Source organism: Streptococcus infantis (assembly GCF_047460825.1).
GTDB lineage: Bacteria > Bacillota > Bacilli > Lactobacillales > Streptococcaceae > Streptococcus > Streptococcus infantis_V.
On record NZ_JASHFO010000005.1, the window covers coordinates 1 to 16544 of the forward strand.

General features: G+C 42.1%; 13 protein-coding genes. 12 read left to right on the forward strand and 1 reads right to left on the reverse strand.

Going from position 1 to position 16544, the window contains the following annotated elements:
• Positions 1-267 precede the first annotated feature (267 nt).
• From QM911_RS02430 to QM911_RS02455, 6 genes are all read left to right on the forward strand, one after another.
• Positions 268-5430 carry an SIALI-17 repeat-containing surface protein gene (locus QM911_RS02430; RefSeq protein WP_414312998.1) on the forward strand — a complete coding sequence of 1721 codons (5163 nt, stop codon included), beginning with the start codon at positions 268-270 and terminating at the stop codon, positions 5428-5430.
• 133 nt (positions 5431-5563) lie between these two features.
• Entirely contained in the window at positions 5564-7285 is a 1722-nt protein-coding gene (pabB, locus tag QM911_RS02435) for an aminodeoxychorismate synthase component I (protein WP_414312999.1), read from the forward strand.
• Positions 7286-7909: an alpha/beta fold hydrolase gene (locus tag QM911_RS02440; protein ID WP_414313000.1), complete on the forward strand. Its 624-nt coding sequence runs from the start codon at positions 7286-7288 to the stop codon at positions 7907-7909. It begins immediately after the preceding gene.
• A gap of 43 nt (positions 7910-7952) precedes the next feature.
• Positions 7953-8798 (forward strand): excalibur calcium-binding domain-containing protein, encoded by an 846-nt coding sequence (locus QM911_RS02445; protein ID WP_414313001.1) that lies wholly within the window; start codon positions 7953-7955, stop codon positions 8796-8798.
• Positions 8799-8901: 103 nt separating this feature from the next.
• Entirely contained in the window at positions 8902-9861 is a 960-nt protein-coding gene (locus tag QM911_RS02450; protein WP_000078556.1) for an ROK family glucokinase, read from the forward strand.
• Between the two features lie 101 nt (positions 9862-9962).
• The gene (locus QM911_RS02455; RefSeq protein WP_414313002.1) at positions 9963-10802 is read left to right on the forward strand and encodes a thymidylate synthase; all 840 of its coding nucleotides are present in this window, start codon (positions 9963-9965) and stop codon (positions 10800-10802) included.
• Positions 10803-10913: 111 nt separating this feature from the next.
• Here the strand turns inward: QM911_RS02455 and QM911_RS02460 are convergent, their stop codons facing one another.
• A complete protein-coding gene (locus QM911_RS02460; RefSeq protein WP_001051776.1) occupies positions 10914-11084 on the reverse strand; it encodes a DUF3042 family protein in 171 nt (56 codons plus the stop codon).
• A gap of 120 nt (positions 11085-11204) precedes the next feature.
• On the opposite strand from QM911_RS02460, the gene miaA reads away from it, so the two are divergent.
• From miaA to QM911_RS02490, 6 genes are all read left to right on the forward strand, one after another.
• Positions 11205-12089, forward strand: a complete 885-nt coding sequence (gene miaA / locus QM911_RS02465; RefSeq protein ID WP_414313003.1) for a tRNA (adenosine(37)-N6)-dimethylallyltransferase MiaA — start codon at positions 11205-11207, stop codon at positions 12087-12089.
• Complete coding sequence (gene hflX, locus QM911_RS02470) at positions 12082-13320, forward strand: GTPase HflX (RefSeq protein WP_414313004.1); 1239 nt, start codon at positions 12082-12084, stop codon at positions 13318-13320. The genes miaA and hflX overlap by 8 nt, the downstream gene beginning before the upstream one ends.
• Positions 13313-13936 (forward strand): cystathionine beta-lyase, encoded by a 624-nt coding sequence (locus QM911_RS02475; RefSeq protein ID WP_414313005.1) that lies wholly within the window; start codon positions 13313-13315, stop codon positions 13934-13936. Before hflX ends, QM911_RS02475 begins: the two co-directional genes overlap by 8 nt.
• 14 nt (positions 13937-13950) lie before the next feature.
• Positions 13951-14880: a ribonuclease Z gene (gene rnz / locus QM911_RS02480; protein WP_414313006.1), complete on the forward strand. Its 930-nt coding sequence runs from the start codon at positions 13951-13953 to the stop codon at positions 14878-14880.
• A gap of 20 nt (positions 14881-14900) precedes the next feature.
• A complete protein-coding gene (locus tag QM911_RS02485) occupies positions 14901-15656 on the forward strand; it encodes an SDR family NAD(P)-dependent oxidoreductase (RefSeq protein ID WP_414313007.1) in 756 nt (251 codons plus the stop codon).
• 308 nt (positions 15657-15964) lie between these two features.
• Complete coding sequence (locus tag QM911_RS02490; RefSeq protein WP_414313008.1) at positions 15965-16534, forward strand: SMI1/KNR4 family protein; 570 nt, start codon at positions 15965-15967, stop codon at positions 16532-16534.
• Positions 16535-16544 lie beyond the last annotated feature (10 nt).

A 16544-nucleotide genomic window follows, 5' to 3' on the forward strand; every position in this document is an offset into this window, starting at 1 on the left:
TACTCTTATTCAAGTGGGCTTTTATCTGTTTTATCATGGGAAGTACCTCCTTAACTATCAGTTTAGCACATAAAAAAAGAAACCCAAATACAGAATTGTATTTGAATTTCTTAACTTAATGACATTGAGCATAAGCTGAACCTTTTTTTATTCAAAAAATGTTCGATTTATCTCGAAAATATTTTGTAAAAAAAACAACAAAATATTATAATAAGATTATGAAAACGGAATAAAGGAGATGTCTTTAAGGACAAGAACAAAGCTGACATGGAAGATAGAAAAAAGCTACAAAAATTTGCCATTCGTAAACTGAGCATGGGAGTGAGCTCGGTATTGATTGGACTTGCCTTTATTGGAGGAACACTTGAACCGAAACTGGTTCAGGCTGATGAAACCAAGCAAGTTTCCTTTCACTATTTAGCAGAATCGGAGTTGACAGCTGCTGAACGTGAACTCATTCATCATGAATTGCCACAAGATTTGAGCCAAGATAACTATTATCTAGTTTATCGCAAGCAGGGACAAGCCGTCTTACCTCAAACTGGATCTATCAGCTTCCCCTTGGCTGGTCTTGGTCTTTTGACTGCTAGTTTAGTGGTTTTCCTATTTTCAAAGAAAAAACCTTCTAAGATAGTTGGAGTGTTATTGATTGCTTCTGTAGGTAAGAGTTTATTACTACCTTATCAAGTATTTGCTTTTGAACACAAGAACTTGCTAGCTTATGATCAGACTAAAACCCTTGTGTCTGCAGATGGTTTCTCTCAAGGGATTATTGACATTAAAGGCTATGACTATATTGGCTATTTATTAGAGTCAGATTTAAGAGGAGCAGGGCAAGATCTAACATCTAGTGAAAATCCAGAAATTCCTGCAAAACCAGTAAATCAAGCAGCTATTCATGAAATTCCTGAATTCATAGGTGGCGTATCAGGCGACTCCTTGGTTGAGCCGTCAAAACCAACATTTGAAGGTGGAGTCAATGGCCAAGGTACAGTATCCGAAGCCTTGCCAGAGTATACCCCAGAATTGAGTAGTCAAAGTGGCATCCCAGAAGTCCACGACAAACCAGACTATACAGGCGGAGTATCAGGCGAATACTTGGTTGAGCCGTCAAAACCAACATTTAAAGGTGGAGTCAATGGCCCAGGTACAGTAGCTGAAGCTTTACCAGAGTATACCCCAGAATTGAGTAGTCAAAGTGGCGTCCCAGAAGTCCATGACAAATCAGACTTTACAGGTGGTGTATCTGGCGACTCCTTGGTTGAACCGTCTAAACCAGCATTTGAAGGTGGCGTCAATGGTCAAGGAGCAGTAGCTGAATCCTTGCCAGAGTATACCCCAGAATTTAGCAGTCAAAGTGGCGTGCCAGAAGTCCATGACAAACCCGACTTTATAGGTGGCGTATCCGACGAATCCTTAGTCGAGCTACCTAAACCAACATTTGAAGGTGGAGTCAATGGTCCAAGTACAGTAGTTGAAGTCTTACCAGATTATGAAGGTGGTGCAGTTCCCGTTGATACTTTGAAACAGGAGCTCCCTGAGTTCGCAGGTGGTGTATCTGGCGAATCCTTGGTTGAACCGTCTAAACCAACATTTGAAGGTGGTGTTAATGGCCAAGGAGCAGTAGCTGAAGCTTTGCCTGAGTATAAACCAGAATTTAGCAGTCAAAGTGGCATCCCAGAAGTCCACGACAAACCAGACTTTACAGGCGGTGTATCGGGCGAATCCTTGGTTGAGCCGTCTAAACCAACATTTGAAGGTGGAGTCAATGGTCAAGGTGTAGTAGCTGAAGCCTTGCCAGGTTATGAAGGAGGCGCAGTTCCCGTTGATACTCTGAAACAGGAAATCCCAGAGTTTACAGGTGGCGTATCAGGTGACTCCTTAGTCGAGCCAACAAAACCAACATTTGAGGGTGGTGTTAATGGCCAAGGAGCAGTAGCTGAAACCTTACAAGACTATGAAGGTGGTGCAGTTCCCGTTGATACTCTGAAACAGGAAATCCCTAGCTATAGTGGTGGTGTGAATGCTACTGAAGCGCTCGTTCAAGATACAAACCCGACTTTACATATTGAAGTCCGAAAAGAGTTGATTCCTAAACAAACTAGGGAAAAGATTGATCCAGACATGCTTGTCGGTGAAACAAGAATCGAGCAAGTCGGTCAAGATGGTGAGAAAGAGATTGTTACCAGCTATGAGGAAAAAGATGGGAAACGTATCTCAGAACTCAAAGAAACAACACGAATTTTAAGAGAAGCTAAAGATCAGATCATTGTCCGTGGTAGTAAGAAAAAGGTAGAGATCAAACCTGTACCAGTCCTAACTCTTTCTACTATTACTGGAAATTCTATGGGCCGTTCAGCACGCTTAAGTTATAATCTGAATAAGGCTGATGGCGTTACCGTCTCAAAAATTAGTGCCACTATCAAAGCCAAGGGGTTAGAGGATCGGACTCTTGACTTGACGAGTGATCAGCTGGAAGCAACAGTTGAGAATCTAAAACTTTATACGGATTACACAATATCTACAAAGATGGTCTTTAATCGTGGTAAGGGTGAGGAGAGCACTCTGCTTGAAGACAAAAATCTCCGTCTAGAGCTTAAAAAGCTGGAAATAAAAGATATCAAGGAAACAAGCCTTATCAAGGTTGACAATGGCAGAGAGACTGAGATTCAACAATTGTCGGAAGCACCAAGTGATTTGGAAAGCTACTACCTCAAGGTCAGCTCTAAAGATCATAAGACCAGCCGTTTAGCCATCAAGTCTATTCAAACTGAGAGAATAAACGGAAAAGAGTATTACAAGGTGACTGCTGAGGCAACTGACTTGATTCAACGTAATGCTCAGAAAACCTTTGAAGCAGGCTATAGCTACTACTTGGCTAAGTCAAGAACTGATTCAGCTACTGTTGCTAATGTAAAAGAATACGCTTATCAGGATATCCAAGATTATGATAGTCACCATGATCAAGCCTATCGCAACCTTGAAAAATTGCAACCTTTCTACAATAAAGAATGGATCGTTAATCAAGGGAACAAGCTTGATCTTGATCACAATCTAGCCAAGAAAAGGGTAGTCTCTGTTATTGCCATGAAGGGACAAGACTTTGTGACGGACCTGTCAGCGGCAGACCATATCATGGTTCATTATGCAGATCAGACCAAGGATGTATTTGCAATCACCTCACAAAATTCTGGCTTGACTGCCATCAAGGAATACAAGATTGCTGACTTGGATGTGCTGTATACTCCAGATATGCTAGTTAAGGACCGTTCGACCCTAGCCAAAGAGCTAACATCTATCCTGAAAACAGTGGACTTACAGTCTGATGGGGTTTATCGCATTCTAGATGATCAAACCACTAGCCTTGATAAGAAGGTTGAGGCCGTGCAGAATTGGTATCTAGAAGAAAGCTTTGCAGAAGTCAAAGCGCAGCTGGGAACTCTGGTTGATAAGTTACTCACCAATCTGGATTACCAGTGGAATGATTCACCCGCTAGCATGGCTTCCTTGAAGCAAAAAGTTCAGGATCACCAGTCTGCTATCATGCTGGGACTTGCTTATCTCAATCGCTATTATGGTATCCGATTTGCCGATTACAATCTGAAAGAACTCATGCTCTTTAAACCAGATTTTTATGGCCAAAATGTGGATATCTTAGATCGGTTGATTGAACTCGGTTCAAGAGAAAGTAACCTAAAAGGCGACCAGACTCATGAAACTTTTGCCAGAGTCTTAGCCAAGGGTACAAAAACTGAAGATTTACATGACTTCTTAGATTACAACAGACAGTTGTTGACGACTGACAAGGATATGAATGACTGGTTTGTGAATGCTACCAAGGGCCATGTGTACATAGTAGAGAGAGCTTCTAAGAATCAAGAAATTGCAAATCGGAAGCATCGGGCTTATGACAATCTGAATAACTGGTTGCATCGCAATATGATTCTGCCTTTGTTGAATGTGAAGAAGGCACAGATGTTCCTGATTTCCAACTACAATACCATTACCTTCGGATCAGCTGATAAATCTGGCAAAACCATAGACCAGATGAAGGCTGACATTGATCTAGTCGCGGATCGTCAGTTGACTTACTTGGATTTCTGGTATCGACTTGCCGCTGATGATGTCAAAGACCGTATGGTTAAGAGTGACTTTAATGTAGCTACACCAGTTTGGGAAGGCTATCGCGTTGATGGACGTGGCTGGGTAGAGCGTTATGGACATACTAGTGGTATGGCAGACTACGCACCGATTCGTGAAGTATTTGGACCAGCAGGTCGCTACTATAAGGACAATAAGCTAGGAGCCTATGCCTCTATCTATCCAAAGATAAATGCCAGAGATGCTGTTCACTTTGTAGAAATTGACATGATGAGTGAGTATGGCTTGTCTGTCTACACCCATGAGACAACGCACGTCAACGATCGTATTGTCTATCTGGGGGGATACAAACATCGTGAAGGAACCTATGTAGAAGCCTATGCTCAGGGTATGCTCCAGTCACCGGCTGAGGAAGGTCATCAGGGTGAATATGGCGCTCTCGGGCTCAATATGGCTTATATGCGACCAAATGATGGGGACCAATGGTACAATCCTGATCCGACCAAGTTGCAAACACGCCAGCAGATTGACCACTACATGAAAGGTTATAATGAGGCCTTGATGCTTCTAGATTATCTGGAAGGAGAACGAGTCCTCGCTAAGAATGATCTGGCTTTGAAGAAGGCTTGGTTCAGCAAGATGACCAAGCAAATGCGCTATCAGGACCAAGATAATAAACTCCTTGCTCCAAACCAGTGGGACTATGTCCGTCCATTGACAGATGAGGAAGCCAAGACTCAGCTAAATTCTGTAGATGACCTCATCAAACATAACATCATCACCAATAGGCATTATCAGGGAACTTACCGACCAGAAGAACTCAAGACAGCTTATGTCAATGTCAAGATGGTAGATGCTATCTATGGTGGTAATACAAGTCAGGGAGCTCCAGGAGCCATCTCCTTCAAGCATAATGCCTTCCGTATGTGGGGTTATTATGGCTACGAAAATGGTTTCCTAGGCTATGCTTCTAATAAATACAAGGATGAGGCGCTGAGCGAGGGACGTGATACCCTGGGGGATGATTTCATTATCCAGAAGGTTTCGAAAGGCAAGTTCCAGAACTTGGAAGAATGGAAGAAGGTCTGGTTTGACGCTATTATTGCTAAGGCAAAACGAGGAATCCATAGTTTTGAAATTGATGGTCAGCAAATTGATTCTTACGAGAAATTGCAAGACTTGTTTGACCAAGCAGTAGAAACGGATTACCGAAACTTCAAGTATGGAGGCTCAGTTGCCAATTATACAGTAGCTCTGAAGAAAAAAGTCTTCCAAAAACTATTGCAGGTGACAGATGCATTTTCATCTGAACTCTTTCCTAAAGGATAGATAAAAAGTCGGTGTGATAAAAGAGGATGCTATGTTCAGATTTTCTTAGAAAGTGACATCTACTTTATCATTCTCAAAGACTAAAATTGCCAGATCTCCTGTTGGGGTCTGGCTTTTATGGTATACTTAGGATATGCATAGAAAAACAGTAATTGATTTTAGGGCTTTGGGTGAGCGATACACCTTTACTAAGCCTATCAAAGAGTTAAAAACGAGAGATTTAGCAGAAGTAGCAGACTTGCTAGCACAGGTGGAAAGCTACCAAGAGAATGGCTATTATGTAGTTGGTTATGTCAGCTACGAGGCTGCACCTGCTTTTGAGAAAAAATTAGTAGTACACTCAGGTCCCTTGTTAGGAGAGTATCTCCTCTATTTCACCGTTCATGAAAGTGTAGAAAAATCAAGTATACCTCTGACTTATGAGGAGGTGGATTTGCCATCAAACTGGCAGGAAGTAACATCTGCTGAGGACTATGAAAAGGCAATTGCTCAGATTCATCATCATTTACGACAAGGAGATACCTATCAGGTCAACTATACGGTTCAACTCAAGCAGGAGTTGTCTGCCAATCCTTTTGCTATCTACAATCGTATGGTTGTCGAGCAGGAAGCTGGTTACAATGCTTACGTAGAGCATGACGACATGGCAGTGATTTCCATGAGTCCAGAACTCTTTTTTGAGCAAAATGGCCGTGAATTAACGACTCGCCCTATGAAGGGGACGACTAAACGGGGTCTGAACGACAATGACGACTTGAAAGAGGCCGCTTGGTTGGAGCAAGATTCCAAAAATCGCTCAGAGAATATGATGATAGTGGACCTCTTGCGCAATGATATGAACCGTATTTCTGAAGTCGGAAGTGAGCATGTGGAGCGTCTGTGTCAAGTAGAGCAGTATTCTACAGTTTGGCAAATGACTTCGACCATCAAGAGTCAGTTACGACCGGATATTGACCTAGTTGAAATTTTCCGATCGCTCTTTCCATGTGGCTCCATCACAGGAGCTCCCAAGATAGCAACCATGGAAATTATCAAGAACTTGGAACCACAAGCGCGTGGAGTTTACTGTGGAACTGTTGGTCTCCTACTTCCAAATGGAAGACGGATTTTCAATGTGGCTATTCGTACCATTCAACTGCATCGAGGGCAAGCCATCTATGGAGTTGGTGGTGGCATCACTTGGGATAGTACTTGGAAGTCAGAATACCGTGAAGTCCAGCAAAAGGCTGCTGTTCTTTACCGAAAACAGCCTCGCTTTCAACTGATAACGACAGGGAAAATCAGCCAGAAAACCTTTCTCTTTGAAAATCAACATCTAGAAAGACTACAAAAGGCTAGTCGTTATTTTGCCTTTCCTTTTGATGCAGAAGACTTGAGACAAAAGATAGAGGAAGAGTGCCAAGCTTGTGACCTCCATCAAGACTACCGTTTGCGAATCAGTCTCAGCAAGTCTGGAGAAATAGAAATTGATCGACAAGTATTGACACCACTTAGTTCTAGCTTCTGTCAGGCTAAACTTTGTCTGCAAGAAGCTGATTTGCAGCAGGCCTTTACCTACTTTAAGACGACACACCGACCGCATTTGACAGTGGGAGAGCAGGAAATCATCTATCACACTGCTGATGGAAAACTGCTAGAAACCTCTATTGGAAATCTGGTCTTAAAAATGGATGGCAAGCTCTATACACCTCCTAGTCAGCTAGGTCTTTTACCAGGGATTTATCGAAATCATTTGCTTGAGAGTGAGCGGATAGAAGAGAAAATCTTGACCGTAGAAGATTTGAAACAGGCAGAAGTCATTTATGCTTGTAATGCAGTAAGGGGCTTATATGAGTTGTCAGTAAGGGAGAACTAAATGAAATTAATATTTTTACATGGCCTAGGTCAGTCAGCGGAGAGTTGGAAAGAAGTGCAAGAGTTGCTTGCAGATTATCCCTCTGAAGCCCTAGACTTATTTCCTTCCGGAGTTGCTACCTACCAAGAAGCTAAGGAGCGCATTTATCAGCGCTTAACAGTGGAAACAGAACCTTTTGTCCTAATCGGTTTGTCCTTAGGGGCTGCCCTTGCATTGGAGCTTTCAAGTTATGATATACCAAACCTTCAGGCCTTGGTTTTGTCAGGTTGCCCACTGAAACTAGCAGGTAACATTCCTTTTTACATTCAGTTGCTGATATTTAAACTACTCCCAAAAAGGATATTTAAGAAGCAGGGAGCAGACAAATCGCTTTTAGTTGGAGTATCCGAGGAATTAAAAACACTTGATTTAAGAGAGACTGCACGGAATTGTCCCTATCCAAGCTTGTTGATCTGTGGTAGTCAGGATAAGCCTAATCTCAGTTCAATGAAAAGTATTCATGAACTGATGCCAGATTCTCAGTTTGAGATCATCCCTGACGGCCCTCATGTCTTGAATAAGGCAAAACCAAAAGAGTTTGCAGAATTAACCAGAAGTTTTCTTGAATTGCTGAAACAAGTTTGATAAAATAATATTGAGATTGACATTATAATTTTAGGAGAAAATCATGAACAAACGTCATTTATTAAAACTAGGCTTAGCTTCTTTACCTGCCCTAGCTTTGTTTTTACAACCTGTTGTGGCAGATGAAAGTATCCATTTTTCAAGCTGTAAGGAAGCTTGGGAGAATGGATATGCAGATATTCATAAGGGAGAACCAGGTTATTCTGCCACTCTGGATAAGGATCATGATGGAATCGCTTGTGAATCGAAGAATGCGCCTCAGGGTGTTTTAAAAGAGAAAAAGACGAGTGCATCTCAAGCTAACAACAATGTAGAACCTGATAGTGCAGTACCTGCTCCTAGTGCAGCAGCTGTAAGTGGCTGGGTTCGTCAGAATGGATCTTGGTACTATTTTTCTGAAAATGGGAAACCAGTAACAAATACTTGGCAGGGTGCTTACTATCTCAAGTCAGATGGAAGAATGGCTGAGAATGAGTGGGTATACGATAACTATTACCAAGCCTGGTATTACCTCAAATCAGATGGATCTTATGCCCGCAATACTTGGCAAGGAAGTTACTATCTCAAATCAGATGGTAAAATGGCTCAGGGTGAATGGATTTATGATTCTTACTACAAAGCCTGGTATTATCTGAAATCAGATGGATCTTATGCGCATAATACTTGGCAAGGTGCATACTACCTCAAGTCAAATGGTAAAATGGCTCAGAGTGAGTGGGTCTATGATTCTTCTTACCAATCTTGGTACTACTTAAAATCAGATGGATCTTATGCTCGCAATGCATGGCAAGGAAATTACTATTTGAAATCGGATGGTAAAATGGCAAAAAATGAGCGAGTGGATGGCGGACGCTATTATGTAGATGCTTCTGGTTTGTGGAAACCATAGAATAGAAAAAAGTTTGGAAAAGTAATGCAAACCTTTGCACTGAATGGCAGATTTTGTTATACTAGTACTGTAAGCATTTTCAATTAAGGATAAGGAGAAGACGATGAGTCAAAAGATTATTGGGATTGACCTTGGTGGAACTTCTATCAAGTTCGCTATTTTAACGCAAGAGGGAGAAATCCAAGAAAAATGGTCTATCAAGACTAACATTTTGGATGAAGGAAGCCATATCGTAGACGATATGATTGAAACTATTCAACACCGTTTGGGCTTGCTTGGATTGTCTGCTGAAGATTTCCGTGGAATTGGTATGGGATCACCTGGTGTGGTTGACCGTGAAAAAGGGACTGTTATCGGTGCCTATAACCTCAACTGGAAAACTCTTCAACCAATCAAAGAAAAAATGGAAAAAGCCTTGGGTATTCCATTCTTCATTGACAATGACGCCAACGTTGCAGCTCTTGGTGAGCGTTGGATGGGTGCTGGTGACAACCAACCAGATGTTGTCTTTATGACACTTGGTACAGGTGTTGGTGGCGGTATCGTAGCAGAAGGTAAATTGCTTCACGGTGTTGCAGGTGCTGCTGGTGAACTTGGACACATCACAGTTGACTTTGATCAACCAATCGCATGTACTTGTGGTAAAAAAGGCTGTCTTGAGACAGTAGCTTCAGCGACAGGTATCGTTAACTTGACTCGTCGTTACGCAGATGAATACGAAGGCGATGCAGAGTTGAAACGCTTGATTGATGACGGAGAAGAAGTAACAGCTAAAACTGTCTTTGATTTGGCAAAAGAAGGAGACGACCTTGCCTTGATCGTTTACCGTAACTTCTCACGTTACTTGGGTATTGCATGTGCCAACATCGGTTCAATCCTAAACCCATCAACAATCGTTATCGGTGGTGGTGTATCAGCTGCGGGAGAATTCCTTCTCCAAGGTGTACAAAAGGTTTATGATGAAAATACCTTCCCACAAGTTCGCACAACAACTAAGCTAGCTCTTGCCACTCTAGGAAATGACGCTGGAGTTATCGGAGCAGCATCACTTGTCTTGCAATAAATAAACATAAAAAGGAGAAAATTGCTTTCCGTAAGCGAGTGATTTTCCTCCTTTCTTTTTTTATGCTATACTAGTTAAGACAATGAATGAGGTGATAGCAAATGACAAAAGCAGATACGATTTTTAAAGAAAATATCGAGCGAATCTTGAATGAGGGTGTGTTTTCCGAGCAAGCACGTCCCAAGTATAAGGATGGAACAGTGGCTAACTCTAAGTATGTAACTGGAGCTTTTGCGGAGTACGATTTGTCTAAGGGGGAATTTCCCATCACAACCTTGCGCCCCATCGCAATCAAATCAGCCATCAAGGAAGTACTTTGGATCTACCAAGACCAGACCAATAGTTTGGAAGTTCTCAATGACAAGTACAATGTTCACTACTGGAATGACTGGGAAGTTGGAGATACAGGGACTATTGGGGAACGTTATGGGGCTGTTGTTAAGAAGCATGACATCATTAACAAGATTCTCAAACAGTTGGAAGCCAATCCTTGGAACCGTCGCAATATCATCTCACTTTGGGATTATCAAGCTTTTGAGGAGACAGATGGCCTTCTACCATGCGCCTTTCAGACCATGTTTGATGTCCGTCGAGTAGATGGGGACATCTATCTGGATGCCACCTTGACCCAGCGTTCTAATGATATGCTGGTAGCTCACCACATCAATGCCATGCAGTATGTGGCGCTTCAGATGATGATTGCTAAACATTTTGGATGGAAGGTTGGGAAATTCTTCTACTTTATCAATAACCTTCACATCTATGACAATCAATTTGAACAAGCTCAGGAATTGCTTCGTCGTGAACCTTCAAACTGCCAACCACGTCTGGTCTTGAATGTACCAGACAAAACCAACTTCTTTGATATTAAAGCAGAGGATTTTGAGCTGGTTGACTACGATCCAGTGAAACCGCAGTTGAAGTTTGACTTGGCAATTTAATACTCTCTGAAAACCTCTTCAAACCAGGCTAGATTCATGGTTTCCTATTTGGTTTTTATTGAGTATAAAAGAATAGAAAAAGAAGTTGGAATTTCCAACTTCTTTTGTTGCTTAGTGTGATACGCGACGACGCGCTGCTTTCTTACGATTCTCTTCGATGAAAGCTGCTTTTTGTTCTTCTGGTTCGATCACTTTCTTTTTAACTGCGTATACTGCACCTGCAACTGCAGCGACAGTTCCTGCAATACCTGTTACAAGACCTTTAGCGAATCCTTTAGCCATGAGTATTCCTCCTTTAACTTATAAATCAGCCAGCTACCTCAAGAGGTCGCATTTTTCTGACTGACCTTTTTGTGATATAATAATAGTAACGAAAAAATGGGAATTTTTCAAGGAAAAAAGATGAAAACAAAAATAATTGTGATTGTTGGACCGACTGCAGTTGGAAAAACAGCTCTAGCCATTGAAGTTGCTAAGCGTTTTAATGGTGAAGTAATTAGTGGTGATAGCCAACAAGTCTATCGAGGACTAGATATTGGGACAGCCAAGGCTAGTCCAGAGGAGCAGGCAAGTGTTCCTCATCACTTGATTGATGTGAGAGAGGTAACCGAGTCTTACTCGGCTTTTGATTTTGTTTCAGAAGCTAAGGCAGCCATTGAGGATATTCAAAATCGAGGTAAGCTCGCTATTATTGCTGGTGGGACAGGACTTTATATCCAGAGTCTGCTAGAAGGATATCATTTAGGTGGGGCGACACCTCATGAGGACATTTTAGCTTATCGTGCTAGTCTAGATCCTTTTTCGGATGAGGAGTTAGCCCATCTGGTGGATCAAGCAGGCCTGGAAATTCCCCAGTTTAATCGTCGTCGTGCCATGCGTGCCTTGGAAATTGCCCATTTTGGTCAAGACTTGGAAAATCAAGAGACCTTGTATGAACCTCTGATTATTTGCTTGGATGATGAGCGTAGTCAGCTTTATGAACGGATTAACCACCGTGTGGATTTGATGTTTGAAGCTGGATTATTGGATGAAGCCAAGTGGCTGTTTGACCATTATCCAGATGTTCAAGCTGCTAAAGGAATTGGCTATAAGGAACTCTTTCCTTATTTTCGTGGAGAGCAGAGCCTGGAGGAAGCTAGTGAGAGTCTTAAACAGGCGACCCGTCGTTTTGCCAAGCGCCAGCTAACCTGGTTCCGTAATCGTATGCAGGTGACCTTTTATCAGATAGGAGAATCTGGTGTAAAAGACCGTATTTTAAACCAGATTGAGGAGTTTTTAAATGATTGAAACGGAGAAAAAAGAGGAGCGAGTCCTGCTGATTGGTGTTGAACTCCAGGGCATGGATAATTTTGACCTCTCCATGGAAGAACTGGCTAGTCTGGCTAAGACGGCTGGTGCGGTTGTAGTCGATAGTTACAGACAAAAACGTGAAAAATACGACTCCAAGACCTTCGTCGGTTCTGGTAAGTTAGAAGAAATAGCTCAAATGGTGGACGCAGAGGAAATCACGACTGTCATCGTCAACAACCGTCTGACACCACGTCAAAATGTCAATTTAGAAGAAGTTCTCGGGGTCAAGGTTATTGACCGTATGCAGTTGATTTTGGATATCTTTGCCATGAGAGCTCGAAGTCATGAAGGAAAGCTTCAAGTTCATCTTGCGCAACTCAAGTATCTCTTACCTCGCTTGGTTGGTCAGGGGATTATGCTTAGCCGTCAGGCAGGGGGCATTGGTTCCCGTGGTCCAGGTGAAAGTCAGCTGGAGCTTAACCGTCGAAGCGTTCGCAGCCAAATTACAGATATCGAGCGTCAGCTCAAAGTCGTTGAGAAAAATCGAGCGACAGTTCGAGAAAAACGTTTGGAGTCAAGTACCTTTAAGATTGGTTTGATTGGCTACACCAATGCTGGAAAGTCAACTATCATGAACACCTTGACTAGCAAGACCCAGTATGAGGCAGATGAGCTCTTTGCGACTCTGGATGCGACGACTAAAAGTATTCATCTGGGGGGCAATCTTCAGGTGACTTTAACTGATACGGTTGGATTTATCCAAGACTTGCCGACAGAGTTGGTGTCAAGTTTCAAATCTACCTTGGAAGAAAGTAAGCATGTAGACCTCTTGGTTCATGTTATCGATGCCAGCAATCCTTACCATGAGGAACATGAAAAAACAGTTCTTTCCATCATGAAAGACTTGGACATGGAGGATATTCCTCGCTTGACCCTTTATAATAAAGCGGATTTGGTGGAGGATTTCACGCCTACTCAAACGCCTTATGCATTGATTTCGGCAAAGTCTAAAGATAGTCGAGAACAGTTGCAGGCTTTATTGCTAGATAAGATCAAAGAAATTTTTGAACCCTTTACTTTGCGCGTGCCTTTTTCTAAATCCTACAAGATTCATGATTTAGAGAGTGTTGCTATCCTAGAAGAGCGTGACTACCAAGATGATGGCGAGGTCATCACAGGGTACATTGCTGAGAAAAATAAATGGAGATTAGAAGAATTTTATGACTGATATCAAATCGTTGGCCCTCAAGTATGGTGGCTATACAAGTCTAGACAAGGTATATTTGGACCAGCTTCTAGCTGGTAGGTCTGAAGAGGAGCAACTAGCTCTCATCACCCCTCCACCCAGCGTAGTGAATGCCTACTTTGCAGAACTTTACCAGAAAAAAAGTCCTCAAGCTGCGACAGATTATTTTGCGGAAGTCAGCCAGGAACTGAACCTCTACAATACTGAACCAAGTTTTACTGAAGAAAGCAAACCCTTTATCCGTCTCAATCTATCAGGTAAATCCTTTGGATTTTGCTATGAGAAAGAAGGTCTGGGTAGGATTTTCTCAGAAGCTGAGGAAGCAATTACGGATGACTTACTTTTTGAGATTGCGCAAATTTTTCCTCACCAGCTGGTCTTTGAGGAGTCTGGAAAGATTTACATGAAGGCTGTCGGAGACGAGGAAGTTGTTAGTGTAGAAAATCTCACAGCTTTGACAGATCTGGAAAGTTTGGCAGATGGTCGCAAGCGTCTCAAAGGTTATAGTCAAGAGGATTTGCTACAAGAAGCTAAAGCCTATACTGGTAAGTTTTATTATCGCTCAGAAAACCGCACCGCTATGTTATATTTTGATTAATTAGAAAGTATCGAATGGATATTCAATTTTTAGGAACGGGGGCTGGTCAGCCCTCTAAAGCCCGCAACGTTTCAAGTCTCGCCCTGAAACTCTTGGATGAGATTAACGAAGTCTGGCTTTTTGACTGTGGCGAAGGAACGCAAAATCGCATTCTGGAAACCACGATTCGACCACGTAAGGTCAGCAAAATCTTTATTACCCACTTACACGGAGACCATATCTTTGGTTTGCCAGGTTTTCTCTCTAGTCGTGCTTTTCAGGCTAATGAAGAGCAGACAGATTTGGAAATCTATGGTCCCCAAGGTATCAAGTCTTTTGTTTTGACTAGTCTACGTGTGTCTGGATCACGTTTGCCATATAAGATTCATTTCCATGAATTTGACCAAGATTCTCTTGGGAAAATCCTTGAAACAGATAAATTCACGGTGTATGCGGAAGAGTTGGATCACACTATTTTCTGTGTGGGTTATCGTGTCATGCAAAAGGATCTAGAAGGGACCTTGGATGCTGAGAAACTTAAGGCTGCTGGTGTCCCATTCGGCCCTCTTTTTGGAAAAATCAAAAACGGTCAGGATGTCGTCCTTGAAGACGGCACAGAGATCAAGGCAGTAGATTATATTTCAGCACCACGACCTGGTAAGATTATTACCATTTTGGGAGATACTCGAAAAACAGATGCCAGTGTGCGTCTCGGTGTCAATGCAGATGTTCTTGTCCATGAGTCGACTTATGGCAAGGGAGACGAAAAGATTGCCCGCAATCACGGACACTCAACCAACATGCAGGCTGCTCAGGTTGCAGTAGAAGCAGGAGCCAAACGACTCTTGCTCAACCATATCAGTGCACGCTTCCTTTCAAAAGACATTAGCCAGCTCAAAAGAGATGCGGCAACAATTTTTGAAAACGTCCATGTGGTTAAAGACCTAGAAGAAGTGGAAATCTAGAATCTCGAGAAAGGAAAAGTATGCGTACTGTTCTCATAACAGGAGCTAGCGGAGGTCTAGCCCAAGAAATGGTCAAACTTTTGCCCAATGATCAATTGATTTTGCTGGGTAGAAACAAGGAAAAACTCAGTAAACTCTACGGAAATCATCCACATGCAGAATTGGTCGAAATCGATATTACCGATAGTCAAGCCTTAGAAGGACTGGTAGCTGACCTCTATCTCCGTTATGGTAAGATTGATGTTTTGATTAATAACGCAGGATACGGGATTTTTGAGGATTTTGATAAGATTTCTGATCAAGATATTCATCAGATGTTTGAGGTTAACACCTTTGCTCTCATGAACCTATCTCGTTTAGTTGCTTCTCGTATGAAGGAAATGCGAAAAGGGCATATCATCAATATCGTCAGCATGGCAGGTTTGATAGCTACTGGCAAGTCCAGTCTTTACTCAGCGACCAAGTTTGCTGCTATTGGTTTTTCAAACGCTTTGCGTCTCGAACTCATGCACTATGGAGTCTATGTGACAACGGTCAATCCAGGTCCGATTCGTACAGGATTTTTTGACCAAGCTGACCCAGATGGCAGTTATCTAAAATCGGTTGACCGTTTCCTACTCGAGCCAGATGCAGTAGCTAGAAAGATTGTCAAAACCATAGGAAAAAACAAGCGGGAACTCAATCTTCCAATCCTGCTCAATCTAGCCCATAAGTTTTACACCTTCTTTCCCAAGTTGGCAGATAAGTTAGCTGGGGAAACCTTTAATTTTAAGTGATGAAGCTGTTCCCTTGAGGAATGGCTTTTTACTTTAATTAGGAGGAGTTGTACATCAAAAATAATCCCTGAAAATACTGGTAGTTTATCTCTATTGGATAGTTTTGGAGTATAATTGAGATAAGAAAGGTCATTAGATAAATGAAGTCACAAACCAGCTAGCTTATACTCTTCGAAAATCAAATTCAAACCGCGTCAACGTCGCCTTGCCGTACTCAAGTACAGCCTTTGGCTAGTTTCCTAGTTTGCTCTTTGATTTTCATTGAGTATTACCCCAGATAATGCTCTATGTATAGTCCGAGGTCGACAATGGAATTATTGACAATTGACCAAATCATTTTCCTTACCCAAGAAGAAACAAAAGGGCTGGACTCTGAGATAAGAGAAGGGATTGTCCTGAATAAAACAGATTTGCCAGTGTCCGAATTTGATCGTTTGAAAAGCAAACTTCAAATCCAAGATTTGGATCCGATTTTTAGGAAATATATTCTGGCCTATAACTGGGGGCAGATCGGTTTTTTAAGTTACCAGTTTGGATATGGGGACGACACTAGCCTGACTTGGCTGATCAATCGCAATTTGGAATACCACGATTACTCGACTCTACAAGAAAGAGGCTTGATCATCATTGCAAATGGAGATCCCTACACTATTTTGCTGGATTGTAAAATTGGGACTGTCTATGCTGTTGATGCAGAGATGACCTATGATGAAAAAATATGGCTGTCACCAGATTTTCTAGCATTTGTTAGAGCCATGGGAACGGCTCAATCTGCAGTTTGGAAGGGTTGTGAAAGTGACTTTATCCACTTGATGACTAGAAAAGGCCATGAGTCTAGTTTGATATTCTGGCAGAGTCTGGTCGGATTTTATGATTGAAAATAGAAGG